The organism is Maribacter arenosus, assembly GCF_014610845.1.
Taxonomy (GTDB): domain Bacteria; phylum Bacteroidota; class Bacteroidia; order Flavobacteriales; family Flavobacteriaceae; genus Maribacter_A; species Maribacter_A arenosus.
Genome location: NZ_JABTCG010000004.1, coordinates 488,566 through 513,525 on the forward strand (window position 1 = coordinate 488,566; position 24,960 = coordinate 513,525).

The window sequence follows — 24,960 nt, forward strand, 5'->3', positions numbered from 1 at the left end:
CCATCTTTTGTAAAACCTTGGATACCCAATGGTTTTTTATATCACCAAAAACCCGTTTAATATTTTAATATACAAATCAATCCCTTCTTCTATTTCGTGAATGTAAATATACTCATCCGCTGAATGGGAACGGGTGCTATCACCTGGTCCTATTTTCATCGATTGACATGTAAGTGCGGCCTGATCTGATAGGGTAGGTGAACCATAGGTTTTACGACCTAACTTAACACCTGACTGTACGAGTGGATGGTTAATATCGATAGCGGAAGAATTCAATCTTAGGGAACGTTCCTGTAATTCGCAGGGCGCTTCGGCTTTCAATATATCGGCTATTTCCTTATTGCTGTAACAATCATTGACTCTGACGTCTATAACCAGATCGGTATGCGAAGGAACCACATTATGTTGATCTCCCGCATTGATCTGTGTTACTGTAAGTTTTACTTCACCTAAGGCTTTTGAAACATTTTTGAATTTATAATTTTTAAACCATTCCAATACCTTAATGGTGTTGTAGATCGAATTGTTATCGTTCGGATGGGCGGCATGCGAAGGCGTGCCCTTTACAACAGCATCAAAAACCAACAATCCTTTTTCGGCTATGGCCAAATTCATAAGGGTAGGTTCCCCGACAATGGCAACATCTATTTTCGGCAAACTGGGGAGTAATCCCCTAAGACTTTTGGGACCGGCACTCTCTTCTTCTGCCGTGGCGGCAATCAATAGATTGTGACTCAGGTTTTCAGAATCATAGAAATGGGTGAATGTCGCCAACAAGGATACCAAGGCACCACCGGCATCATTACTGCCTAGACCATATAGTTTGCCATCATCGACCTGCGGTTCAAAAGGATTCCGGGTATAGGCTTTGTTCGGTTGTACCGTATCATGGTGGGAGTTTAAAAGTAAAGTTGGCTTGGCTTTGTCCCAATGTTTGTTCTTGGCAAATACATTGTTGTTTTCTCGTTGGAACGGAATATCAAATGACTTGAACCAATTTTCAATGGCATCTGCCGTATGGTGCTCTTCCCCGGAAAATGACGGGATAGAAATTAGTTCCTTCAATAAATCGACGGCTTTTTTGGTAAGGGTTTCTTGATTTATTTTCATAAAGTGAGGGTCGTAAAGAGTTTCGCATTGGGTTGGAGCATAGAAATATCACCGATACATACTTTGCCAACATTATTCTGGAGTGCATGAAAACAATTTTCCATTTTTGGTAGCATACCATCCGCAATGACCTCTTTTTCCAATAAATCGGAGTACGTTTTTGTATTGATATATTGTATAACCGACTCACCATCTTCCACATCCATTAAAACACCTTTCTTCTCAAAGCAATAGTATAAGGTGGTATCATAGATCGAACTCATTCCAATGGCTATTTCAGAGGCAATAGTATCTGCATTGGTATTTAAGAGCTGTCCTTTGCCATCATGTGATATTGCACAGAATACCGGGGTGATTCCAGCTTGTAGTAAGGTATCTAAAAGTTTTGAATTTATACCGTCAATATCGCCGACAAATCCAAAATCAATATTCTTTACAGGTCTTTTATGGGCTTGAATGGCATTGCCGTCCGCTCCACTAAGTCCTAAAGCATTGGTATCCAAAGCCTGTAATTTTGCAACGATATTCTTATTGGAGAGTCCACCATATACCATGGTTATGATCTCGAGGCTTTTAGCATCGGTAATGCGTCTTCCATTGGCCAATTGCGATTCGATTCCCAATCTCGAGGCTAACTTGGTAGCCAATTTTCCACCCCCATGGACTAAGATCTTAGGCCCTTCCAGTTGAGAGAAATTCAACAGAAATTGGTCAAGTTCATCTGCATTTTCGATGACATTACCTCCAATTTTTACTATGGACAGGATTTCTTTCATTTTAAATTTTCTAACATCTTTTTCAGAACCAATTGTGCTGCAAAGGTCCTGTTGTTGGCTTGTTCTATCACCAAAGATTGGTCACTATCCAGTACTTCATCTTCAACAATCACATTTCTACGTACGGGCAAGCAATGCATGAATTTGGCATTTCCCAATTTTGCCTTGGTAATCATCCATTGGGGGTCTTGGTTTAAAACCATACCGTAATTGGAATAGCTGCTCCAATTTTTTACGTATATGAAATCAGCATTTTCGCATGCTTTCCTTTGATTATATTCTACTCGTACACCCTTGGTTATATTGGGGTCCAACTCATACCCCTTAGGGTGTGTAATAACAAAATCGACTTCCTGCATTTGCATCATTTGAATAAACGAATTGGCGACCGCATGGGGCAAGGCTTTTGGATGGGGAGCCCATGACAGTACCACTTTCGGATTCACCTTGGACGTATTTTCAGCTAAGGTAATTGCATCTGTAAAAGCTTGTAACGGATGGCCTACCGAACTTTCCATATTCACGATTGGTACGGTGGCGTATTTTTTAAACCCGTTAAGTACCACTTCCGCTTCATCCTTCGCTTTGTCATTTAATGAGGCAAAGGCCCTTATTCCTATAATGTCGCAATATTGGGAAACCACCTGGGCTGCTTCTTTGATATGTTCGGAAGCACCTTGGTCCATGATGGTACCATCGGCATATTCCAATGCCCAACCTTCGTTGCCGAAGTTCATGACCATGACTTCCATTCCTAAGTTCATGGCCGCCTTTTGGGTGCTTAATCGGGTTCTTAAACTGTTATTAAAGAAAAGAAGTCCGATGGTCTTCTCAGCACCCAGGGCTTTATGATTATGAGGATTCTTTTTCAGTGATCGGGCCTCATTCACCCAATTCGGTAGTGAGTCGATATCATTAATAGAGAGGAAGTGCTTCATGGATGAATTTTCAATGTTTAATTTTGGTATGCTTGCTAATACCCTTTATTGCGTCTGTGATAAAATTATCCCTCAGACCATTCACGATCCAAGTTTCAATCCCTGCAGATTGGGCAATGGTAGCGGCTTCTATTTTAGATTGCATACCCCCTGTGCCATGGGAAGACTTTAAAGTGCTGATTTCTTGTTGTAAACTTTGGGTTCCTATGACCGATTCAATCGTTTTAGGGGTATTCACAGCAAGGGATTCCTTGGTATAGATACCATCTGTATTCGTAGCGATAACCAATAGGTCTACTTGCAATAAAGCAGCGGTAAGGGCTGCCAATTTATCATTATCACCAAATTGGATCTCATCTGTCGCTACAGTGTCATTCTCATTGATAATAGGGATGAAATTATTGGCCACCAAAACATTGATGGTGTTTTTGATATTAGCCTTGGCATCTACATTTTCAAAATCGGAATAGGAGAGTAGACATTGGGAGGTGAGCAGCCCCAATTCCCTGAAATTCTCTTGGTAGATACGCATTAAATGAGGTTGCCCTATGGCCGCGAGCGCTTGCTTTACATTGATTTCGGCTCCATGATGTTCTAATTTCACAAATTGTTTCGCAGCGGCAATGGCCCCGGAACTCACAATAATGAATTCGTAATCATCTTTCAGGGTCGCAATTTGTCTGGCAATATCCTCGATTTTACCCCTGGAAATCTGATTGGTTTCCTTGGTCAAGGTATTGCTACCAATTTTTAATAAAATTCTTTTTTTAGTCATTATTGTTGTCCTTTAAGACCTAACAGTTTTCACACACCTTGTAAAACTTTAGTAGCGAACTTGTCCATTTCCCTTTATATACCATTTATTGGTTACCAAATGTTGTAAACCAATTGGGCCCCTCTGGTGCAATTTATCCGTACTTATGGCCAATTCACCCCCCAAGCCAAATTGGCCTCCATCTGTAAATCGGGTCGATGCATTATGGTAGACGGCTGCAGTATCCACTCGGTTCATAAACTCATTGGCGGCAGCTTCATTTTTCGTTATTATGGCTGCAGAATGACCACCGCCATAGGTATTTATTTTCCCGATGGCTTCTTCCAAATGGTTTACCGCACCTAATAGAATCTTATAATCCAAAAATTCTTCGTACCAAATGGCGTCATTTTTGATTTTGGTAGTGTTTTCAAAACCTTCCAAATGATCATCAACCCAAATAGTCACATTACTTTCCAATAATTTCGAGATCAGGTTCCCAATAAAATCGGATTTGTTTTTTAACCGATCATGGATCAGCACCTTGTCCAAAGCATTGCATGCCGATATTTTAGTCGTCTTTGCGTTGATGATAATGTCCATGGCCATTTGTTGATCGGCATCAACATCAACAAACACAAAATTATTGCCCCTACCACTTACGATTACGGGGCATGTTGCATGTTGCTTTACAAAGGCAATCAGTTTTTCGCCTCCCCGAGGTACGATCAGATCTAATTTCTGGGTCGGATTTTCCAAAAAATCTTGGGTTTCATTCCGGTCATATTCTAAATATTCGACCCATGCCGTTGAAACCTGGTTTTCTGATAAAGCTTTATGCCACATTTCTACCAGGACCAAGTTGCTGTTCAAAGATTCCTTGCCTCCTTTCAATAGTATCTTATTGCCCGATTTAAAAGCGATTCCTGCTGCTTCGACTGTGACATCTGGTCGGGATTCGTAAATGATCAGCACGGTACCAAAAGGGGCCGTTCTGTTACTGACCAACATTCCATTTTCATGTTCAAAATGAAATCGCTCAATGTTCAATGGGTCCTTTTGTTGTTCTAATTCCTGGAGGGACCGGATCATACCGTTTATTTTGGCGTCATCGACCTTAAGACGATCGTACATGGCAATGTCGTCGCCCAGGTAACTTTCCATATCCTTTTTATTGGCATCTAAAAGGGCGACTTTGTCCTCTTTCAACCATTTTATCATGGACTTCAGTACTGCATTTCGATGCTTGATATTCAAGGGTGTACTCATGATAAGGCAATTTTCAATTTATCGAAAAACACATCCATTTGGGCTTTGGTAATATTCAAGGCAGGAAGAATGCGTAATATATGTTTGTTGCTGGCCCCACCTGTAAATAAATGGTGTTCGTAAATCAATTTCTTGCGTAGTTCGGCAACTTCAAAATCGAATTCCAGTCCCAGCATCAATCCCTTTCCTTTGGTTCTTTTTACTTGGGTGATTTCTTTGGCCTTCTCCATGAAATAGGCGCCTAACTGATTTACATTTTCCATGAGGTTTTCATTTTCCATAACTTCAAGCACGGCTAGGGTAGCCACACAAGCAAGATGATTACCCCCAAAGGTAGTACCCAACAGACCATAGGATGCTTTGATCTTTTCATGGATTAAAACACCTGCTACGGGAAAACCGTTCCCCATTCCTTTGGCGATGGTGATAATATCGGGTTGTATGTTATGGTGCTGAAAGGCAAAGAATTTACCACTTCGACCAAAACCTGACTGTACTTCATCGGCAATTAGGACAACCTTGTTTTCCTTACAGATTTTCGAAATTTGTTGGTAGAATTCAGTGGTCGGTTCGTCCAGACCACCCACGCCTTGAATGGATTCAATAATCACGGCACAGACATCCCCTTTTTCAATTTCAATTTTAAAAGCGGTGATATTATCGAACGGTAAAAAGGTAACTTTTTGCTGCTTGTTTAAAGGGGCATTTATTTTTTCATTATCGGTTGTTGCCACAGCGGCCGAGGTTCTTCCATGAAAGCTGTTTTTAAAGGCAATGACCCTTGACTTTCCCGTTTGGAAAGAGGCCAATTTCAAGGCATTTTCATTGGCTTCGGCCCCAGTATTGCATAGGAACAGATTATAGTCATCACAATGGGAAAGCTTACCGAGCTTTGTTGCCAATTTCACTTGTAACGGATTTTGTACGGCATTGCTGTAAAACCCGATATTATCCAACTGGTCTTTAAGTCGTTTAATATAATGGGGATGTGAATGTCCAATGGATATTACAGCATGGCCCCCATAAAAATCGAGGTATTCCTGTCCTTTGTCATCGGTGACCACTATACCCTTTGCAGAAATGGGGGTCACATCATATAGGGGGTAGACGTCGAATAATTTCATTGGTTTGTTTTTTTAAACTCACTTATTTTTTCGAACGAAGCAACAATGCCCTGAATGAGTGATGAACTCAACCCTTGGTGTTCCATTTCATTCAGTCCTTGTATGGTGCAACCCATGGGGGTGGTCACCTTATCTATTTCTTCCTCGGGATGCTGTCCAGATGCAATCAAGAGTTCTGCAGCCCCATCACAGGTGTACATGGCCAGTTCTTGTGCTTCCTTGGCATCAAAACCCAATTGAATGGCGCCTTGGGTTGTGGCCCTGATCAAACGCATCCAAAAAGCGATACCACTGGCACAGATAACCGTTGCGGCTTGCATTTGCACTTCTGGGATTTCCATGGAATGCCCCATTCGATTAAAGATAGCCTTGGCCAATGCTACACGTTTCTTGCCTTTTTCATTCGAACAAATGCAGGTCATGGATTTACCAACCGAGATTGCCGTATTGGGCATACTTCGAATGATATTGTGATCTTTCCCCAAAATGCTTTCCATCTGTTCAATACTATAACCGGTAATGGTTGAGATGATCACATGTTTTTCTGTGAGCAGGGCTTTAAGATCTTTCAATAATTCCGCGATGTGCAGAGGCTGAACTGCAAAAATCAAGATATCCGAATTTTTAACAGCTTCCTTGTTGTCGGGGGTAACCGTAACATTGCCGTATTTTTCAAAATGTTGGATATCTGTGGTATTTCTTTTTGTCAGGTACATTTTTGTGGCCCCATTGCTTTGCAAGATTCCCTTTGCAATGGATATTCCTAAATTCCCAGCTCCTATAATGGCTATTTTCATGATCTCTATTTACTAAGGGCTTAACGCCTTCATTTCACTTTTTCTAGTTCGTATTTTTAATAAACACCGGCTTTTAATCGCAACCCTTCATTTTCCTTAAACCCGAACATCAGGTTCATATTCTGAATGGCTTGACCTGAGGCCCCCTTTAATAAATTGTCAATGGCCGAGGTAATCAATAGAACCTCGTCATGTTTGTGCAAATGGATATGGCATTGATTTGTATTGACAACTTGTTTCAGATTGATGGGCTCTGTGGCTATCTGTGTAAATTCTGCTTCCGAATAAAAATCTTGGTACAATTGTAGGGCATCTTCTATTGTACCCTTAAAATTAGTGTAAGCCGTTGCTAAAATACCCCTGGTAAAATTACCGCGCATGGGCAAGAATAGTATTTCTCCCGAATTCGCCTGAAGAGTTTTTACGCTCTCATTGATTTCGCCCAAATGCTGATGGGTAAAGGGCTTGTACCAGGAAACATTGCCATTTCGCCAACTAAAATGGGTGGTCGCAGATGGACTCACACCTGCTCCCGTGCTCCCTGTTACGGCATTCACGTGTACCTGTGAATGTAATAAATGGGCATTGGCCAATGGCAAAAGTGCCAATTCGATTGCCGTGGCAAAGCAACCGGGATTCGCTATATATCTAGCGGATGTTATTCTCTTTTTGTTCAATTCCGGGAGGCCATATACAAATTCCTTCCCATTATGGTCAGCATCCTTTTTCAATCTAAAATCATTGCTTAAATCGATGATTCCTGTAGCTTCTGAAAATTGATTATTGTTAAGGAATTTGGTCGAATTGCCATGTCCCAAGCAAAGAAAGACCACATCTACTTCCAAGTTCACCTCACCGGTAAATTGCAATTCCGTTACACCCAATAGATCAGGATGAGTCGCGGTGACCCGGGTACCGGCCCTTGTTGTGCTATAAACAAAATCAATTTCCACATTGGGGTGGTTCAATAAGATTCGGATCAATTCGCCACCCGTATATCCAGAACCTCCAATAATCCCTGCCCTAATCATAATCGTGATTTACGTGATTATATATTTTTCCTGGATTCGACATTATTTTGATGAATCCTTTGGCCTCATCGGCTGTCCATCCCTTATGCATTTCACCATAACTACCGAAGGATGCATTCATCAAATCGTGTTCAGATGATATTCCATTCAATCTAAATTGGAAGGGGTACAGGCTCACGTACACATCGCCAGAAACGTTCTTTTGGGTGTCGGTCAAGAAAGCTTCGATATTCCGCATTACCTCATCAAGATAATTGCCTTCGTGCAGCAACATGCCATAGAAGTTCCCCATTTGTTCTTTTTGATACTGCTGCCATTTACTCAGCGTATGTTTTTCCAATAAATGATGGGCTTTAATAATAATGAGGGCTGCGGGGGCCTCAAAACCAACCCTACCTTTTATCCCAATAATGGTATCCCCAACGTGGATATCCCTACCAATTGCATATTTCGAGGCCATTGCCTCTAATTTTTCAATATTGGCCACAGGCTTGTCTTTTTTCCCATCAATGGCCACCAATTCCCCTTTTTCAAAGGTCAAGGTAACCTCAGAAGGTTTTTTTTCCTCCAATTGACTGGGATAGGCACTATCGGGTAAAGGTAAATTCGAGGTGAGGGTCTCCGCCCCTCCAACTGATGTGCCCCATAGACCTTTGTTGATAGAATACTTGGCCTTTTCCCAAGGATAGTCGACCCCATTTTTTTGGAGATATCCAATTTCAAATTCCCGGGAGAGTTTATCATCTCTGATCGGGGTTATTATTTCAATATCCGGTGCGATGATTTGAAAGATCATATCGAAACGAACCTGATCGTTTCCCGCCCCAGTACTACCATGGGCAATGTATTTGGCCCCTATTTTCTTGGCATGGCTTACAATCTCAAGGGCTTGTACTATACGTTCGGCACTAACGGATAGAGGGTAGGTGTTATTTTTTAGCACGTTGCCAAAAATCAAAAATTTAACCACCTTTTCATAAAAGGTCTGTACCGCATCTATCGAAGTGTAGGAGCAGGCCCCCAATGCCAATGCCTTCGTTTTTATGTTTGTAATTTCTTCATCGGAAAATCCACCGGTATTTACGCTTACCGCATGCACTTCATATCCTTCTTCCTTTGAAAGGTACTTTGCGCAATAAGAAGTATCGAGTCCTCCACTATACGCTAAAACTAATTTTTCCATTATTGATTATTTTATATTTCCGTCGTTAGGAAACCTATTTTTTTCCATTATTTTTCTTAAGGAATAATTGCTCCTTTATACTTTTTAATCTTTGGAAAGCCTTGCTGTTCACTTTCTCTTTCCCTGTGGGTTTTTGTTTTTTGGCAGGGTCATATAACATACCGGTACACAGGCACATCTTCTGTTCGGTACGTGTAAGAATATCGAAGTTTTTACAGGTTTGGCAACCTTTCCAGAACTGCGGGTCATCTGTTAGCTCTGAAAATGTTACGGGCTGGTAACCTAACTCGTAATTTATTTTCATTACAGCCAATCCTGTTGTAATACCAAAAATCTTTGCCGTCGGGAATTTTTTGGTTGAAAGCTCAAAAATGGCTTTTTTTATTTTTTTGGCTAGACCTTGATTTCTATAATCTGGATGTACGATCAAGCCCGAATTTGCCACGAACTTATCATGCCCCCAAACCTCAATATAACAGAAACCCGCAAATTTACCATCGTCCAAAGCGATGACAGCATTACCATTCTCTAATTTTTTGAGAATATATTCGGGCGTTCTTTTAGCAATACCGGTTCCCCGAACCTTGGCTGATTCGTCAATGGTATCACAGATGATCTCCGCGTATTTAAAATGGGATTCGTTCGCAATAACAATTTCCATTGTTACTTGTTTTTAGTACTATAAATTGAAAATAATCTTCTTTGGTATTTTGCGGAAATGGACTCACCTATTTCCATAATAGAATGCACCCTTACGGGCGACGACGTGTAGGTGTGAAAGAACGATTTGGGCCAAGTGCCCAAATAGCTGTAGTAAAATGTGTTTCGTTCTTCATTAGAGGTCAAAAGTACAAATAAAAATGAAAAGGGATCATCTAGACTTTAATTTTTGCGAAATAGCAACTTTTGAGCGTAAAGCCTGAAAATTTCGAAAAATAAAAATCCATATACAATAATATATTCAATTGAAAGAATCCCTAAATGCTCCTTAAAATCGGTTTGCGAATACGCATAATAACTTAGAATGATCACAAATGACCAAACCAAGGAGAATCTATATTTGGTAAAAATGGTCAGTAAAACCAAGAATACAATATACCAAGGATGAACGGTTGTTGCCAAAAGGTAATAGAAGGTAAGAATCCAGAGCATAGAGGAGATCATGACAGAGAGACTCTGGTTTTTCCTAACGAAGGTCAATAGAATTACTATTAATACAACGGTATATGGTATAGTCTTACCGTACGTTTTGATCAATTCCCAAGGTTTCACCTCAAACCGAATCGCAATATCCTTTATGATATTGTAAAAGCCCGCATTGAACTCGAAGTTAGAGAACCAAAGCCCAACGGTTTGGGAATAATTCGAAATAAATTCGGGAGACCAAAAAGGTATTAAAAGTAAAACCGTCACAATTATGACCAATAGGTAAAAAACCATACTCTTCTTAACGCCCAAGTGTTTTAAGAATAGCGGTAGGAAAATCAATGGCATCAATTTAATTGATATGGAAAGGGCATAAATTACCGCGGCCAATTGCCATTTATTTATAGATAATAGATATAGCGATGTCACAAAAAAGAAGAGCATTACACCTTCAAAATGAAGGTTGCCACAAAGTTCGACAATAATGAGAGGGTTTAAGAAATACCAAAAAATAAGGTGGGGTGAGAGGTTGAGATTTTTAAGTAATTTACGCCCAAAGTAAAAAATGCCAATATCGGAAAGTACAATGATCGTTCGCATTACGACGAGGGATCCCAAAATGCTTTTTCCACCTAACAAGGCGGACAGCCCAAATATCAATTGATTCAGCGGAGGGTAATTACTAAAGTGTTTTGTACTTAATTCACTCATTCCTCGATGAAGCTCCTGGGCGTTGGCAATGACAATATCCTGATTTTCCATGAAAGAATTGGGGACATAGAGATATGGATTGATAAAATTTCGGACCAATTCACCATCCCAGATAAAACGGTAATAGTCCTGGGAGAGATTTGGTTCGGTAAATAGGAAAATCAAGCGGAAAAGAATGCCAATTACTAAAAGAAATTTGAAGTTCCATTTCTCAAATTGGATAAGTTTATAGCAGAGGAAAAATAGTGCCGCAAATAGCGTGATCAACTTAATGAAATCGGTACGTTCTAAATGATATGCAAATACGAAGTAAAATACCGAACTCAAAATTACCAACAGTATCGGAATCTTATGCAGTTTCCAATATGTAATGATTTGTTGGGGCATTGGTATTTGAAATTAGGATATTACAAATAACCGAAAAAAAGAGCAATTAAAATCACTATTCCCATTACTACCTAATACGGGATGGATTTATTGGACTAAGCCCTAGCAGTAAGCGATTTAAAGAATACGAAACCGAAACCTAAGAACAACATTAAATGGAATGGGAACAAACCAAAATCGTTCAAGGGAACCGCGCTATACATTCCGAACATGAAATAGAGCATTAATGCGAATTCCAAGATCATGTTAGGCGAGAGTTTTTTGGCAAGGTATTTATTGCCTTTCCAACTATCGGTTATACTATTAAGGTTGAATTTAGGGGTTCTAACAAATTCACTTCGTTTACCCATATGCCCTTCTAGGACAGCAATGGAATTATGTAATGAGAATCCTAAGGCAACGGAGAAAAATGTAAAAAAGATTTTGATATAATCCACAAAATTGTCAAAACTGCTGCCTTGAATACTCTTATAGGTGAACCAATAACAAATAAAAAGTATTATAGTACTTAGAACAAAGAAACTCAACACACTGAACACCCAATCGAACTGAGGATATATTGCCTTGATATACATTGCTGGAATACTTAAGAAAGAGACGATAAAAACACATAAGAACATTGAACTGTTCAATAAATGCATCACCCCATGAAATTTTGTCTTTAATGAAATGTTCTTTGCACTTAAGACACTCCAAACGGATTTTCTGAAGTTCTCGGCACCTCCTTTGTTCCATCGAAATTGTTGGGATCTGGCAGCACTGATCACAACTGGTAATTCCGCAGGTGTTTCAACATCCTCCAAATATTTGAATTTCCAATTTTTCAACTGTGCCCTATAGCTTAAATCAAGATCTTCAGTTAGGGTGTCACCTTCCCAGTTCCCGGCATCCAGGATACATTCCTTGCGCCAAATACCGGCGGTACCGTTAAAATTGATAAAATGGCCTTTAGAATTCCTGCCAACTTGTTCTAAAGTAAAATGCGCATCCAAGGCAAAAGCCTGAATTTTCGTCAATGTGGAATAATCGCGATTTATATGGCCCCAACGCGTCTGTACTACCCCGATTTCCTCATCTTTGAAATAGATAACCGTTTTTTTCAACCAATCGGAATCTGGCAAAAAGTCGGCATCGAAAATGGCAATGAAATCGCCTTTTGCCGTCAACAAGCCCTCTTTTAAAGCGCCTGCTTTAAAACCTTGGCGGTTTTCCCGACGTATATGCTGAATATCCAACCCGCTGTCTTGTAGCGCCTTGATCCTTTCGGCAGTTTCTAATACCGTTTCATCTGTGGAATCATCCAGAACTTGGATTTCAAGTTTGCTTTTTGGGTATTCGATTTTTGCGATATTTTCCAACAAACGCTCCATCACATACTCCTCGTTGTACACTGGCAGTTGAATGGTTACGTAGGGAATTTCCTTTGGGTCTAGCAAATTGAATTTAGGAGCTGTTTGATTCTGCCTTTTATTGCCCAAGTAATTGACCAAGAGGTTCAATTGTGCTAGACTGTAAAAAAAGATCAACAACAATGCAATACTATAAATGCCAATGATTAAATAAGATATTATTAGACCCATATTATTTGATACTGTATTTAAAAATCCAACCTAGAATTTTTATGCCCGCAAATATACTACCTTTTATCGTACCGGACACCTTTGAAATACCAATTCTTTTTTTGTAACGTACTGGTACTTCGATATATGTCAACTTCTCTTTAAGGGCTTTTAGTTGCATTTCCACTGTCCAACCATATGTTTTGTCCTCCATCTCCAAGGCTAACAACTTTTCATATTTTATTGCTCTAAAGGGTCCTAAGTCAGTAAATGTTGCCCCAAAGAACAACTTCATCAAGAAGGTCGCCAGCCAATTCCCGAAAATTTGTTGGGGCGTCATACTACCAGCTTCCCGCTTGTCTTTTACCCGGGCCCCTATGACAAAATCAATATTTTGTTCAATAATAGGTTGTACTAATTTTGTCAGTTCCTTCGGATAGTCCGAATAGTCCCCATCGATAAATACGATAATATCAGGCCGATCGGATTGTTTGGCCACATATTCCATACCACAAAGACAGGCATAGCCATATCCCATTTTGGTTTCATTTAAAACAGTAGCGCCCGCTTTTTTGGCAGTTATGGCGGTATCATCGGTCGAATTATTATTGACCACCACAATTTCTGAAACCGTCTTCGGTATTTCATGGATTACCTGGGCTATGGAATCTGCTTCATTATGGGCCGGGATAATAACTTTTATATTGGTCATATTCTTTGGTAAGGGAAAATACCGATTCGTGGCAAAAATATAAATATAAATCAGGTACTGGAAGTGGGACGTATTTTCTATATAAAAAGTCTATCAAGAGCATGCGCAAACTTGGATTCAAAAATCGTTTTGACTTCTTTGTATGCGATTATTTATTCATCAAGTCCATTAAATCCACATCATTACCCAACAAAACTTGAGTTGGATTGATCCGACCTTTTTCAGGCCCGTTTTCCAACTTCAGTACCCCACGTGGGCAAACAGCCGAACAAATACCACAGCCTACGCAGCTTGAACGAACGATATTCTCCCCTTTTTGGGCATAGGCCCTTACATCTATTCCTTGTTCACAATAGGTAGAGCAATTGCCACAAGAGATGCATTGTCCGCCATTGGTCGTAATTCGAAAACGTGATTTGAATCTTTGTACAAAGCCTAAATAAGCGGCCAAAGGACAACCAAAACGACACCATACCCTATTGCCAAAGATCGGATATAACCCTGTGCCGATAACACCTGCGAAAATAGCACCGATCAATAGACTATATGTATTCTGTACACTTTGTGTTTTGATGCCCAAAATGGTTGCCGATTCTGTAAAAAAGCTGTACAGCGTCATCCCCGTCATCACTATGGCGAAAAGTAAGACCCCGTGTACGAGCCAACGCTCAACCTGCCATGAAAAAAGCGACTTGCTCGAATGTTGTCGATAAGGGTCACCCAACGTTTCAGCAAGACCACCACAACCACAAACCCAGGAACAATACCATCGCTTTCCAAAGAAGTATACCATTACAGGAACGATGACCAAGGTTAATACGATACCCCATATAAGAATAAACAATCCAATGCTGCCACTGGCCATAAGCTCTTTGATATTCCAGCTAAAGAAAAAATCATAATCGAGTGGAAAGGCATTTTTAAAATCATAGTAGGGCATTTGAAGGCGTACCATTATTTCGGGAATCAAAAAAGCAAATACGATCTGAAAGAAAAGCACAGAGGTTGTACGAATCATCTGGTACATATTGTGGCGGTACTTTATGTACATACGTATGGCCATAACCACCATAACCACGCAGTACATGAATCCGTATACAAACCATTGACCTGCTGGATTACCACTTAGGCTTTCACTAATAGGGTCAACGAGAAAAGTCCAATTTACCGCATATTCGGGTCGAAAATATAGGATGAGGTAAAAAGAGGTCAGGAAGATAAAGACCAACCAAGCTATCCAACCCCTATTCGTGGCATTTTCGTGATAAATGCCATTATTCTTAATACCTTTCTTGCCTAATAAGACCACATTGGGTACAATAAATAGTAGCGCGCCTAAAATACCCAATCCAAAGGTTAAAAACCATACGAGTCCTTTATGGTTCACGATAAAACCGCTTCCTGCTATCTTGCCAAGTTCAGCGGCCATATCATGGGGTTTGGCATAGACTACTTTTTCGTATTCCCTGTTATTTCGATGTTGCGCATTGGCCTGCTCCAGGGCACTAGTCACTTTCGGAGCGAATGCAGGCATTCCATCGAAAGATTTACCCACAACATTTTGCCGTAAATCCGAAATATACACTTCACTTTTAATCCCTTTATGATTGATAAAATCATCAAGGTCCTTCGGGGAGAGATCAAAGGTGCCTAAGACCGGTAATGCGGTAAATATTGCCAAACCTATCAAAAAGAGTACGAGGCCTATATTTTTTATTGTTTTCATAGGGACTTAGGCCGTTTTAAAAATTCGATTCCAACTTTTGTTTTGCAATGTTATTGCTGTTCCCATGACTTTATTGTATTCCGCTAAAATATCCGCTTCGTAAGTAGCATAGAATTCAGGGTCAAAATTGGCATCCTTCAAATAGGCCATTACAAAATCCACCCCACGTTCTTCAGTAAGCCATCGGTCAAAAATGTCATGACGCATGCGTATTCCAAAGGTGTTGATGCCCAAGAATTTACGGGTGTCGCCATGATAGGCGACCGTAATGCATATTTTTTCTTTAGGATGGCGCCAGTGAAAGTGTTTTTCAACCTCTTTTTTAGATTTTTCACTGAATACCCATCCGTAGGTTTGGTATTCCACATCCAAAAATTTTGCAGAATTGAACCAGTGCCCCGGTTTATATTCGGTTTTGTTCCCACAGAGGGTTTGGGCGATAGTTTCCCCCATCATTCGTCCTGTGTACCAAACCGCCTCAATGGGTCTTCTATTTCCGATGGCCTCTTTTTGTTCGGCACAGTCGCCAATCGCATAGATATTATCAATGTTTGTTTCAAGATATCGATTGACCATCACCCCTCGGCCGGTAGCGATACCGCTATCTTTTAAAAATTCGATATTCGGGGAAACACCCGCAGTTAGTCCTACAAAATTGCAGGCTATGGTATCGCCTTTGTCTGTTTTGACAGCTTTTGCCCTTCCATCTTCATCAGGGATGATTTCAGCCAAATTGGTCGATAATCGCAGATCGATATGGTGTTCGCGTATGTGTTCATTGATCATTTCGGATTCACCGGATGGTAACACGCCGTTCCAAAAACTATCCTCCCTTACTAAAAAGGTGACTGGAATATCCCTGCTTAGAAGCATTTCAGCCAATTCAATTCCTATCAACCCACCACCAACGATTACAGCTCGATTACAAACCTTGTTGTTCGGGGCGTATTTTTCAACTCCGTCTAAATCCTGTTTGGAATATAGTCCTTGCACGCCCTTCAGATCCTGGCCTGGCCATCCAAATTTGTTGGGTTGAGACCCTGTTGCGATGATTAGCTCATCATAAGCAATGTCTTCACCTCCTTTTAATTGTAACTTTTTGTCTTTGGGCTGTATTCGTTCTACATATGCATTCACAAGTTCGATCCTGTTCTTTTTCCAAAACCATTTTTCGTAGGGTTGGGTATGTTCAAATTTCATATGGCCCATATATACATACATCAGGGCGGTACGTGAAAAGAAATAGTCCGCTTCTGCTGAGATGATGGTAATTCGTTTATTGGAAAGCTTTCTAATATGCCTGGCCGCAGTAACCCCAGAGATACCATTGCCTATAATAACGATGTGTTCCATATGATTTTTGTCGGTTGTCTTACAATAAGTCGTAACTAAATATAGGAACTTAATTTTCAAGCTGATTGTTATTGCTGAAATTAAGAGCTGTATCAAAACCAAACGTTCCTTGAGTACATTATATTTATGAACAATATATTGGGTTGGAGTTTTAAGCGGCTAGACATCTAAATTTTTAGCGAATTAGTATGAAATGCTGTACATTTAAATTATAATCTTTGAAGAATGAGGCATTTAGGATTGTTGATTTTATGTTTATTGCAGTTTTCCTGTACGAGTCAGGTCAAGGAAAAAATCAATGGGGTCAGCTTTGTGGCCTCACGTGAGAAGGTTGGGCAACAACATGTCGATGAGATTCTGAAGGTCAATGCCAATCATGCTGCGGTAATGCCTTTTGGTTTTATTCGGGAGATCAATTCTCCCGATATCATCTTCGATACCGAACGACAATGGTATGGGGAAACAAAAAGTGGTGCCAAACAGTATATTGAAATGTTGCATAAAAATGGTGTTCAGGTAATGCTCAAACCCCAAATCTGGATTTGGCGGGGCGAATTTACCGGAACCTTAAAGATGCAATCCGAGGAAGACTGGCAGACCTTGGAAAATTCGTATGAAAAATTTATGCTGGCCTATGCCGGTTTAGCCCAGGACACCAAAGTTTCTATTTTATGTATCGGCACGGAATTGGAACAATTTGTAAAAAACAGACCTGAATTCTGGAAAAAACTCATTGTAAAAATCAAAGAAGTATACAAAGGTAAATTAACCTACGCTGCAAATTGGGATGAATATCCAAGAACCACTTTTTGGGAGCATTTGGATTATATTGGAATTGATGCTTATTTTCCATTATCAGACGAGCGTACCCCTTCAGTTGAGCAATTAAAAAACGGTTGGCAAAAACATAAGGAAAAAATGATGGGCTTTTCCATTGAAAAAGGCAAGCCCATTTTATTTACGGAATATGGGTATCGCAGTATGGACTATACCGCTAAAAAGCCTTGGTTAGTAGATAGAAATGAGGATAAAGTAAACTTGGACGGACAAGTAAATGCCAAAAAAGCAATTTTTGAGGAATTCTGGAAAGAAGATTGGTTTGCCGGCGGTTATGTCTGGAAATGGTTCATAAACCATGAAAAAGCGGGTGGCGGAAAGGACAATAGGTTTACCCCCCAAAATAAACCCGCACAGCTGGTTATTCGGGATTTCTATAAAATGAAATGAATTGACTTATTCCGAAGCCAAAGTCTGACAAGAACCAACAGCCTATTTTTAAAGACCAGGTTTGATTTTGCGATTTATTCGGCATATATTCTATTCGCCTAGATCTTCACGAATAATGTACCATTGGTACTTTTTAATTAATCTTACAAGTATATTGTATTTGGAATTTGTAAGTATTTTTGATAAACTTTGCGAAAATACTTTCCAATTGAGCTTTACAAAGAATATACTACTAATCACCCTAACCATAATCTCTTGCCAAGGAGCCATTTCGCAGGAAGCCCTAAAAACGGTTGTTGCTCAGAACGGGGACGGCATTTTCTCAATCTTAAGGAACGAGGGCATCGAAATCGCAAAATACTATGAGGCCTTTCTTGAATTGAACCAAGATAAATTAATGAATGGTAGCGATTTGGTGGTTGGGGAAACCTATCGTATTCCAAATGCTCCTGACTCATTCAAAAATAGGGGATTAATCATTAGCGTAAGCGATGGAGGAGAACGACCGATCTTTGAAAGGGAATTGGCATCCTTGAAGCTAAAGGACAGCTCCTTGGCCAATACGGTATATTATTTGATGGAGCATACTAGTGGAAATAAGAAAGTGATTTCGAATAATGTAGATAATGGTATAACTGTATCAATGGCAAGAAAATTGCTTCAAAGCGGTGCAAGGGTATATCTGTTAGACAGCAGTCTGAAAGATTCCCTGGATTTAATAGATTATGTAGGCATAGTGAATAAAAAATATTTAAGACATAATGGTGATTATCAGAGGTTCGTGGTCATCGATAATGGTGGAATAACTTCAAACACTAGGACCGATATTGCGGTGTATCATTATGCGGAAAGCAGGGAAAGCAAAAGATTCGCAGACAACATGTTAAGGGTTTTTAGTAAGAATACTGTCAAACGTGAAGCTTTGAACGATTATTCCAAGATGTTCACAGATTTCGAGGACATTGCGTTTGCCAAAAATAGTTTACCTCCTATTACTTTTATTGTTATGGGTTCAAATTCTGTTAGTGACGATAAAACCTTAAAGGTCAACGGAAATAAAAATAATATAGCCAACCTAATTACCAACGGAATTCTGTCGGATTATTCCAATACCGAGTTTGGAGATAATTAGTAAAAAAGGTGAAATGAAAATTAAAAATAGTGTTATCTGGGCAATGCTTTTCATGGCGGTTATTGCCAGCGGGCAAAGTCCATATATTTCCGTCACCGCGGAGAAAGGTGATGGCGTGTACTCCCTTTTGCGAAAACAAGGAGTAGACCCTTATGAGACTTTTGATGATTTTATTGCCTTGAACCATGAAAATCTTCGTGACAGTATTCATCTCTATGAGGGGCGTACCTATTTTATGCCAAGTACCGACTCAATTCCTGTGGTTGAGGATTTAAAAGAAGCAAAACCCAAATCGGAAAATGCAATATCATATCCCATTTTTGGGAATAAATATGCCGAAGTCACGACAAAAAGCTCAAAATTAAAGGGTACTGTCTATTATTTGATCTCTGGACATGGGGGACCGGATCCCGGAGCGATGACCAAATTCGGAAATGTCTATATTTCTGAAGATGAATATGCCTATGATATTACGTTACGATTAGCTAGGGAACTCATCGCCCATGGTGCTTTGGTATATGTCATAATTCGGGATGAGGATGATGGCATTCGCGATGATCGCATTTTGGAAATGGATAAGGATGAGGTTGCCTTTCCAGACAAGACGATTCCGTTAAATCAGGTTGCCCGGTTAAAACAACGGGTAGATATTGTAAACGAACTTCACAAAAAACATAGCGGCCAATTCCAACGACTCATTGTAACCCATGTTGATAGTCGTAGTAAGGGTCAGAATATCGATGTTTTTTTCTACCATCATGCAGAAAGTAAGAACGGAAAAAAACTGGCAGAGAACATCCACTCAACGTTTGCCAAAAAGTACAGGAAGTACCAACCTAACCGTACCTATTCGGGTACTTTCGTAGATAGGACCTCACTTTATCTCGTAAAAAAAACCCATCCGGCAATGACCTTTATCGAGATAGGGAATATCAAAAACAAAAAAGACCAAAAAAGAATATTGGAGCCCGATAACCGTCAAGCTTTGGCCAAATGGATAAGCGAGGGCGTTATATCGGATTTTGAGGAAGGTGAAATCGGACCTATTCGTTAAAGGACAATTTTTCTTTTATAATAATCGTAGAGTTGTTCCGGTCCTGCACCCAAATAGCTTTTTAGGTGAATGATCCCAAAATGATATTGTAGCCGTATAACGCCATGCTCCCTATACTTTCGGGCTGAGGTTTTAACATGGTGCGGAAGTATCTTAAAATCGGTTTTTCGGTATAAACGACCAATAAACTCATTGTCTTCAAATATCATATAATCCTCATTGAAGCCTTTGGTTTTGGTAAATAGTTCTTTAGTGATAAAAAGGGATTGGTCACCTCCCCTGCAAATTTTATGATTGTATTTAGTGAACCAAGCAAAGAAACGAAGTATCCAATTATCACTATCAAAGCGCATTTGAAAGCACCCCGATTCATGGTTGTCTGAGATCGCCGTGATGATATGGTTGTCAAAGTCTTTGGGAGGAAAAGTATCGGCATGAAGAAAATAGAGAATATCCCCAATGGCCAAATGGGCCCCAAAGTTCATTTGTCGGGCCCTTCCTTTCCTGGTTTGAAGTACTGTTGCCCCGACATTTTCGGCAATTGAAACGGTAAGGTCTTGACTGCCCCCATCAATAACCAAAATCTCGGAAATATTCCTCTCAGAACTATTTTTTCTAAGGTAGTCTATAAGTGTCCCAATTTGATTTTCCTCATTGAGAGTCGGAATTATAATACTGATTGTCGCATTATCTTTTTTCATTCAATCCCCAATCATAGGTTAAATAATCGATATCCACATCCTGTAAAATTTCAATATCGGCATATTTGTTCACAAAATCGATCAATGAATTTTTATTGGTAAAATCGTCATTGTACCATTTGAATATTTTAGATAATGCAACGGCATTACGCTTAATATTATTTTTTGACGGATCATTTATGAATTGGGAAGTGGCCTTTTCCAATTGTTTCTCAATTTTCGAGGCCGAAAAGGCTTCATTCAATAGTCTAGGGCAAGAATAGGATGCGCAATTGATGGCAAAATGAATACGAGGCTCATCCATATTCCGAAGTATATCATGCTCTATTTCACCAAGGGAATAAGTTTCACTTCCAATCTTAATCCGATCTTTGCCCCAGGGCCTGAAAATATCCTTTATACTCTTCAACGGGTAGTGATCCAAAATCAATTGCACGGTCCCTGCATTATACAGATTGATATAGAACGCTAATTGTTCTTCCGCTGAAGCAGTGTCCGCAATGGGATTTTCGGCCAGATAAACAAGGTAGTCGTCAAGACGTTGACGATCTTGTTTAAATTCTTTGTAATCGACATTGCCATGGTTGTCGACATACTTTTTTAGCAAATGGTCCCATGACGTATGGTCAATGGTTTCAACCCCTTTTTCGATATTATCATGGGTTGGTTTTTGGCCAAAACAATTCGATAATAAGAAAAAAGGCATAGCTATACAAAAGATAGATTTAAGTTTAAGCATGGTCTTATATTAGCAACAAGTATGTTTCTTTAGTAAAAGGATGCTATCATACCTTACAAAAATCAACAACAACCTCCACCATTATAATGCCAGGTACTTTCGCTAATATGGATGGATTCCCCTTTTTTTGCCAATACAGCGGCAGTTTTATCACATATGGCCAAAGGTTGGTTTTGCATTAAAACATGTCCTTCATTGTCATCAAAATAGTCAGCATCTCCGTAGTAAATTGCTGTTTTACCTGTAAAAATACAGGGGCCATCTACTGGCATAGGGTCTTTGATGGCAGCGATTTCAATAGATTCGATATGAATCAATTCATCGGTGGGGTAATGATTGGGCGACAGAACACGGTATGACTTACGCGCCCTAATCTCAATGGTCCCAAAACCTGCATCGGTCAATGCTTTTATATAGTCTTTCATGGGGATGCTACCACTTAGACAAAGGGCTCTCAGTCTATCATCATTGCGCAATTCATCGTTCATTGGCTGCTCGCAGATAGGGTCGCTCATCACTAAACGTCCATAAGGTTTTAAGACACGGTACATTTCGCTGATCGCCTTCTTTAGGTCCTCGGCCTTGAATATATTAAAAAGGCAGTTTTGGGCCGCCACGTCAATACTCTCATCCTCGATGGGCAAGTTTAGGGCATCGCCTTTGATAAGATTTACATACTCACTTCGAAACCAATCGTTTTCTACTTCAGCTATCTTGAAATTCTGTCTTGACGCTTCCAACATTTCGTCTACCACATCTACACCCGTAACACCTCCTTCTTGTCTGGAGAAATAGGAAAACTGCAATAGTTCCATGCCGCCACCCACACCTACGTAGAGCACTTTGGGGTTGTTCACCAGATCCTGGGCCGAGACCGTACTCCCGCACCCATAGTTCATTTCTTGCATGATCTTGGGGATGGACAGTCCCGGGAATTGCCAAATGGGATTGGTAGTGCAACACAGACCAACCTCAGGGGTTAACGCAGCTTCTTTATACAAATCATTAGTAGCTTCTAAATAGCTCATAGTTCTTTTATTAATTCTGTAAATAGTTTTATCATCTTGGGCTCTGTTTCATTGGCGATTTTTATAATCTCCTGAATGTCTACAGGTTCTAGGTTATCGGGGTCACATTCATCAGTCAATACAGAAACTGCGACAATAGGTAGTTGTAGGTGGTTGGCAACAATTGCTTCGGGAACGGTACTCATACCCACGGCATCGGCACCAATTATTTTCAACATTCTATATTCTGCCTTGGTTTCCAATTGAGGCCCGACCACGGCTGCATAAACCCCTTTTTGTAGATTTATGTTCTCACGCTCTGCAATGTTGATCAATTTCAGACGCATCGCTAGGTCGTAAGGCTCACTCATATCCACAAATCGATTACCGAATTCAGCTACATTGCCAAATGCCAATGGTGATCCGCCTTGAAGGTTGATATGGTCTTCAATCAACATGATATCCCCTTTTTTATAGTCTAGATTAATCGCCCCGGCGGCATTTGAAACAAAAAGCTTCCCTACCCCTAGTCTGTGCATAATCCTAATGGGATAAGTGACATCGACAAAATCATAACCTTCATACAAATGAAAACGACCTTCCATGATAACGGTTTTCTTGCCTTCAATGGTGCCATAAATAAGCTTCCCTGAATGGAATTCTACGGTTGCCAGTGGAAAATAAGGAATGTGGTTGTAATGTGCTGTAATGGGGTCTTCGATGGCTTTTACTAACTGCCCCAAGCCAGTGCCAAGAACAATACCGATTTCAGGATTATCGAACCCTTTTTCCTTTAGATAAGCTGTCGATTCTTCTAACTGTTGTTCAGATAATCTCATATATTCTTTAAATAGGGTTGAAAAGCTTTGTTATTTTTTAGATCTTCGAAACGGTCTATATCATTCCTGGTTTCCAACTGGAACACTTTTTTATTTTTGAGATTTAGCATGGTTTCTTTAAACACACTGTCTTTTCCCCAATCTTTATTTTGGAATACAGTAACAGTGTGGGACTTCATGCCTAAAAGATAATAGCCGCCATCATGAGCCGGACCTATAACATAATCATGATGGTCTAGGGCACTAAAGGCATCCTCCAAGTCATTTTTGCTCAAATCAAACATATCACTTCCGATGATAATGATTTTCTCGAATCCCTGTTCAAAACCATGTAGAAAGGCATTTGACATTCGTTCACCTAAATCTGCACCTTGTTGCAAATGTTTGTCAAAAATAAGGTTATCCCAAATATCATCCTCCCAAATCCCATCTGAATAATATACTTGTTTGTGCACCTTGAGCTCTTTCGTAATGCTGGCAGTGTGATTCAGCAAAAATTTATAGATATCCAAGGCTACTTGGTTCCCCACCTTGGCCGCCAACCGTGTTTTGCACTTTCCCAGAACTGGATTTCTAGTAAATATGATCAAGAGCTCTTTTGAATTGACCAAATGGAAGTGAATGGCCTTAGCGTCTTTTTTTTGAGAGTTAGATAAAATTATGCTCATAGACTCGGACTTGCTTAGTTGTAAACCTTTTCACCTTTGGTCAACAATTTACCCCAAAGCCTATTATAGGCATGTACTCTATTGGTTTCCTTGCCTACAGTATCAAAAACGGCTAAACCTGAATTCTTCCATTTGAAAATACCACCATATAAGTTATAAACATTCGTGTATCCCAAAGCCTGAAGTTTTTCACCTATATCCTCGGAACGAACCCCAACGGAGCAATAAACGACGATCGTGGTAGAAGTATCCCTTACAAATTCCATTAGTCGTTGGGGGTCAAATTCGTCGTAACCTACCCAAATGGCATCTTTTAAGTGGCTTACCTCATACTCTGCCTTTTTACGGGCATCCAAGTAAAGAAGGTTGTCTTTGGAACTAGCTTCGGACACTTGGATATATGGTACCGATTCGTTATTCAACAGTCTTAGAGTCCTGTCTATTTTCTTTTGGGCTTGCCCGGAAAAGGTTAGAAAAAGTAGCATGCAGAATGGGAAAATGGTTTTCATGTTCAAAAAAATGCTAATCGTAAAGATACTATAATATCGATGTTTTGTTTATTTAACATGGCAAATAAATGACGTTTACCTGCTATCGGTAATTCGCTTTTTATGAATAGCATAGCATCGGATTCCTTCAAGGCAACGAAATAAAAAGGATCTTTGGGTAACCGGTTTTTGGTCGGTCAGGTATCGGGAAACTTACGAAGATCGGATACCTTTTCTCAACTCGGGGTAAATTGATCATGGACTCTAACGAAATGGTTTGTATGATTTTAAGGGTGGGGCCTATGTGCATTTCAATATATCTCCGGTCGATTTCCCGAAATAAAATCGATTTACCAGATTACAGTTGATGATTTAGAAAGAATGAAAAAGTGTACTTAAACAAAAAAAACCACAACAAATCCTGTTGCGGTTTTCTAAGTGGTGCCTCCAGGAATCGAACCAGGGACACATGGATTTTCAGTCCATTGCTCTACCAACTGAGCTAAGGCACCAATATTTCAAAATAAAC

24 protein-coding genes and 1 tRNA gene are annotated in these 24,960 nt (G+C 39.9%); 3 read left to right on the forward strand and 22 right to left on the reverse strand.

Translation table 11 applies throughout. The features are described from left to right. Positions 1-36: 36 nt before the first annotated feature. From HPE63_RS13075 to HPE63_RS13145, 15 genes are all read right to left on the reverse strand, one after another. Positions 37-1,110, reverse strand: a complete 1,074-nt coding sequence (locus HPE63_RS13075) for a M20 family metallo-hydrolase (protein WP_188314713.1) — start codon at positions 1,108-1,110, stop codon at positions 37-39. Continuing rightward, entirely contained in the window at positions 1,107-1,886 is a 780-nt protein-coding gene (argB, locus tag HPE63_RS13080; RefSeq protein WP_188314714.1) for an acetylglutamate kinase, read from the reverse strand. The genes HPE63_RS13075 and argB overlap by 4 nt, the downstream gene beginning before the upstream one ends. After that, on the reverse strand, positions 1,883-2,824 hold the full coding sequence (locus HPE63_RS13085; protein WP_188314715.1) for a Rossmann-fold NAD(P)-binding domain-containing protein: 942 nt from the start codon (positions 2,822-2,824) through the stop codon (positions 1,883-1,885). Before HPE63_RS13085 ends, argB begins: the two co-directional genes overlap by 4 nt. 10 nt (positions 2,825-2,834) lie before the next feature. Then, positions 2,835-3,599: a glutamate 5-kinase gene (gene proB / locus HPE63_RS13090; protein ID WP_188314716.1), complete on the reverse strand. Its 765-nt coding sequence runs from the start codon at positions 3,597-3,599 to the stop codon at positions 2,835-2,837. A 48-nt stretch (positions 3,600-3,647) separates the two neighbouring features. Continuing rightward, positions 3,648-4,847, reverse strand: coding sequence for a glutamate-5-semialdehyde dehydrogenase (locus HPE63_RS13095; RefSeq protein WP_188314717.1), 1,200 nt, complete (start codon positions 4,845-4,847; stop codon positions 3,648-3,650). Beyond that, positions 4,844-5,971 (reverse strand): aspartate aminotransferase family protein, encoded by a 1,128-nt coding sequence (locus HPE63_RS13100; protein ID WP_188314718.1) that lies wholly within the window; start codon positions 5,969-5,971, stop codon positions 4,844-4,846. The genes HPE63_RS13095 and HPE63_RS13100 overlap by 4 nt, the downstream gene beginning before the upstream one ends. After that, complete coding sequence (gene proC, locus HPE63_RS13105; protein ID WP_188314719.1) at positions 5,968-6,768, reverse strand: pyrroline-5-carboxylate reductase; 801 nt, start codon at positions 6,766-6,768, stop codon at positions 5,968-5,970. Before proC ends, HPE63_RS13100 begins: the two co-directional genes overlap by 4 nt. 56 nt (positions 6,769-6,824) lie before the next feature. Next, positions 6,825-7,799: an N-acetyl-gamma-glutamyl-phosphate reductase gene (gene argC / locus HPE63_RS13110; protein WP_188314720.1), complete on the reverse strand. Its 975-nt coding sequence runs from the start codon at positions 7,797-7,799 to the stop codon at positions 6,825-6,827. Then, a complete protein-coding gene (gene argG, locus HPE63_RS13115; protein WP_188314721.1) occupies positions 7,792-8,982 on the reverse strand; it encodes an argininosuccinate synthase in 1,191 nt (396 codons plus the stop codon). Before argG ends, argC begins: the two co-directional genes overlap by 8 nt. A 34-nt stretch (positions 8,983-9,016) precedes the next feature. Further along, a complete protein-coding gene (locus tag HPE63_RS13120; RefSeq protein WP_188314722.1) occupies positions 9,017-9,643 on the reverse strand; it encodes a GNAT family N-acetyltransferase in 627 nt (208 codons plus the stop codon). A gap of 221 nt (positions 9,644-9,864) precedes the next feature. Next, the gene (locus HPE63_RS13125) at positions 9,865-11,226 is read right to left on the reverse strand and encodes a glycosyltransferase family 58 protein (RefSeq protein WP_188314723.1); all 1,362 of its coding nucleotides are present in this window, start codon (positions 11,224-11,226) and stop codon (positions 9,865-9,867) included. Between the two features lie 95 nt (positions 11,227-11,321). Next, positions 11,322-12,806 (reverse strand): cellulose synthase family protein, encoded by a 1,485-nt coding sequence (locus tag HPE63_RS13130; RefSeq protein WP_188314724.1) that lies wholly within the window; start codon positions 12,804-12,806, stop codon positions 11,322-11,324. 1 nt (position 12,807) lies between these two features. After that, positions 12,808-13,497, reverse strand: coding sequence for a glycosyltransferase family 2 protein (locus tag HPE63_RS13135; RefSeq protein ID WP_188314725.1), 690 nt, complete (start codon positions 13,495-13,497; stop codon positions 12,808-12,810). A gap of 148 nt (positions 13,498-13,645) precedes the next feature. Next, positions 13,646-15,223: a 4Fe-4S binding protein gene (locus HPE63_RS13140; RefSeq protein WP_188314726.1), complete on the reverse strand. Its 1,578-nt coding sequence runs from the start codon at positions 15,221-15,223 to the stop codon at positions 13,646-13,648. 6 nt (positions 15,224-15,229) lie between these two features. After that, positions 15,230-16,576, reverse strand: coding sequence for an NAD(P)/FAD-dependent oxidoreductase (locus HPE63_RS13145; protein WP_188314727.1), 1,347 nt, complete (start codon positions 16,574-16,576; stop codon positions 15,230-15,232). A 225-nt stretch (positions 16,577-16,801) separates the two neighbouring features. Between HPE63_RS13145 and HPE63_RS13150 the strand changes: the two genes are divergently transcribed. From HPE63_RS13150 to HPE63_RS13160, 3 genes are all read left to right on the forward strand, one after another. After that, positions 16,802-17,803, forward strand: coding sequence for a glycoside hydrolase family 113 (locus HPE63_RS13150; protein WP_188314728.1), 1,002 nt, complete (start codon positions 16,802-16,804; stop codon positions 17,801-17,803). A 208-nt stretch (positions 17,804-18,011) separates the two neighbouring features. Further along, complete coding sequence (locus tag HPE63_RS13155; RefSeq protein ID WP_188314729.1) at positions 18,012-18,935, forward strand: N-acetylmuramoyl-L-alanine amidase; 924 nt, start codon at positions 18,012-18,014, stop codon at positions 18,933-18,935. Positions 18,936-18,948: 13 nt separating this feature from the next. Further along, positions 18,949-19,989, forward strand: coding sequence for an N-acetylmuramoyl-L-alanine amidase family protein (locus HPE63_RS13160; RefSeq protein ID WP_188314730.1), 1,041 nt, complete (start codon positions 18,949-18,951; stop codon positions 19,987-19,989). On the opposite strand, the gene HPE63_RS13165 is transcribed toward HPE63_RS13160, so the two are convergent. The 7 genes from HPE63_RS13165 to HPE63_RS13195 all read right to left on the reverse strand — a co-directional run bounded on the left by HPE63_RS13165 (position 19,986) and on the right by HPE63_RS13195 (position 24,943). After that, on the reverse strand, positions 19,986-20,690 hold the full coding sequence (locus HPE63_RS13165; protein ID WP_188314731.1) for a TIGR04283 family arsenosugar biosynthesis glycosyltransferase: 705 nt from the start codon (positions 20,688-20,690) through the stop codon (positions 19,986-19,988). The two genes, HPE63_RS13160 and HPE63_RS13165, sit on opposite strands and share 4 nt — an antisense overlap. After that, complete coding sequence (locus HPE63_RS13170; RefSeq protein WP_188314732.1) at positions 20,677-21,429, reverse strand: DUF547 domain-containing protein; 753 nt, start codon at positions 21,427-21,429, stop codon at positions 20,677-20,679. Before HPE63_RS13170 ends, HPE63_RS13165 begins: the two co-directional genes overlap by 14 nt. Positions 21,430-21,491: 62 nt before the next feature. Then, the gene (gene arsM / locus HPE63_RS13175) at positions 21,492-22,457 is read right to left on the reverse strand and encodes an arsenosugar biosynthesis arsenite methyltransferase ArsM (RefSeq protein WP_188314733.1); all 966 of its coding nucleotides are present in this window, start codon (positions 22,455-22,457) and stop codon (positions 21,492-21,494) included. Further along, positions 22,454-23,275, reverse strand: coding sequence for a purine-nucleoside phosphorylase (locus HPE63_RS13180; RefSeq protein ID WP_188314734.1), 822 nt, complete (start codon positions 23,273-23,275; stop codon positions 22,454-22,456). The genes arsM and HPE63_RS13180 overlap by 4 nt, the downstream gene beginning before the upstream one ends. Next, positions 23,272-23,943 (reverse strand): TIGR04282 family arsenosugar biosynthesis glycosyltransferase, encoded by a 672-nt coding sequence (locus HPE63_RS13185; RefSeq protein WP_188314735.1) that lies wholly within the window; start codon positions 23,941-23,943, stop codon positions 23,272-23,274. Before HPE63_RS13185 ends, HPE63_RS13180 begins: the two co-directional genes overlap by 4 nt. Positions 23,944-23,957: 14 nt before the next feature. Beyond that, positions 23,958-24,452: a rhodanese-like domain-containing protein gene (locus tag HPE63_RS13190; RefSeq protein WP_188314736.1), complete on the reverse strand. Its 495-nt coding sequence runs from the start codon at positions 24,450-24,452 to the stop codon at positions 23,958-23,960. A gap of 418 nt (positions 24,453-24,870) precedes the next feature. After that, a tRNA-Phe gene (locus HPE63_RS13195) sits at positions 24,871-24,943 on the reverse strand. Positions 24,944-24,960 lie beyond the last annotated feature (17 nt).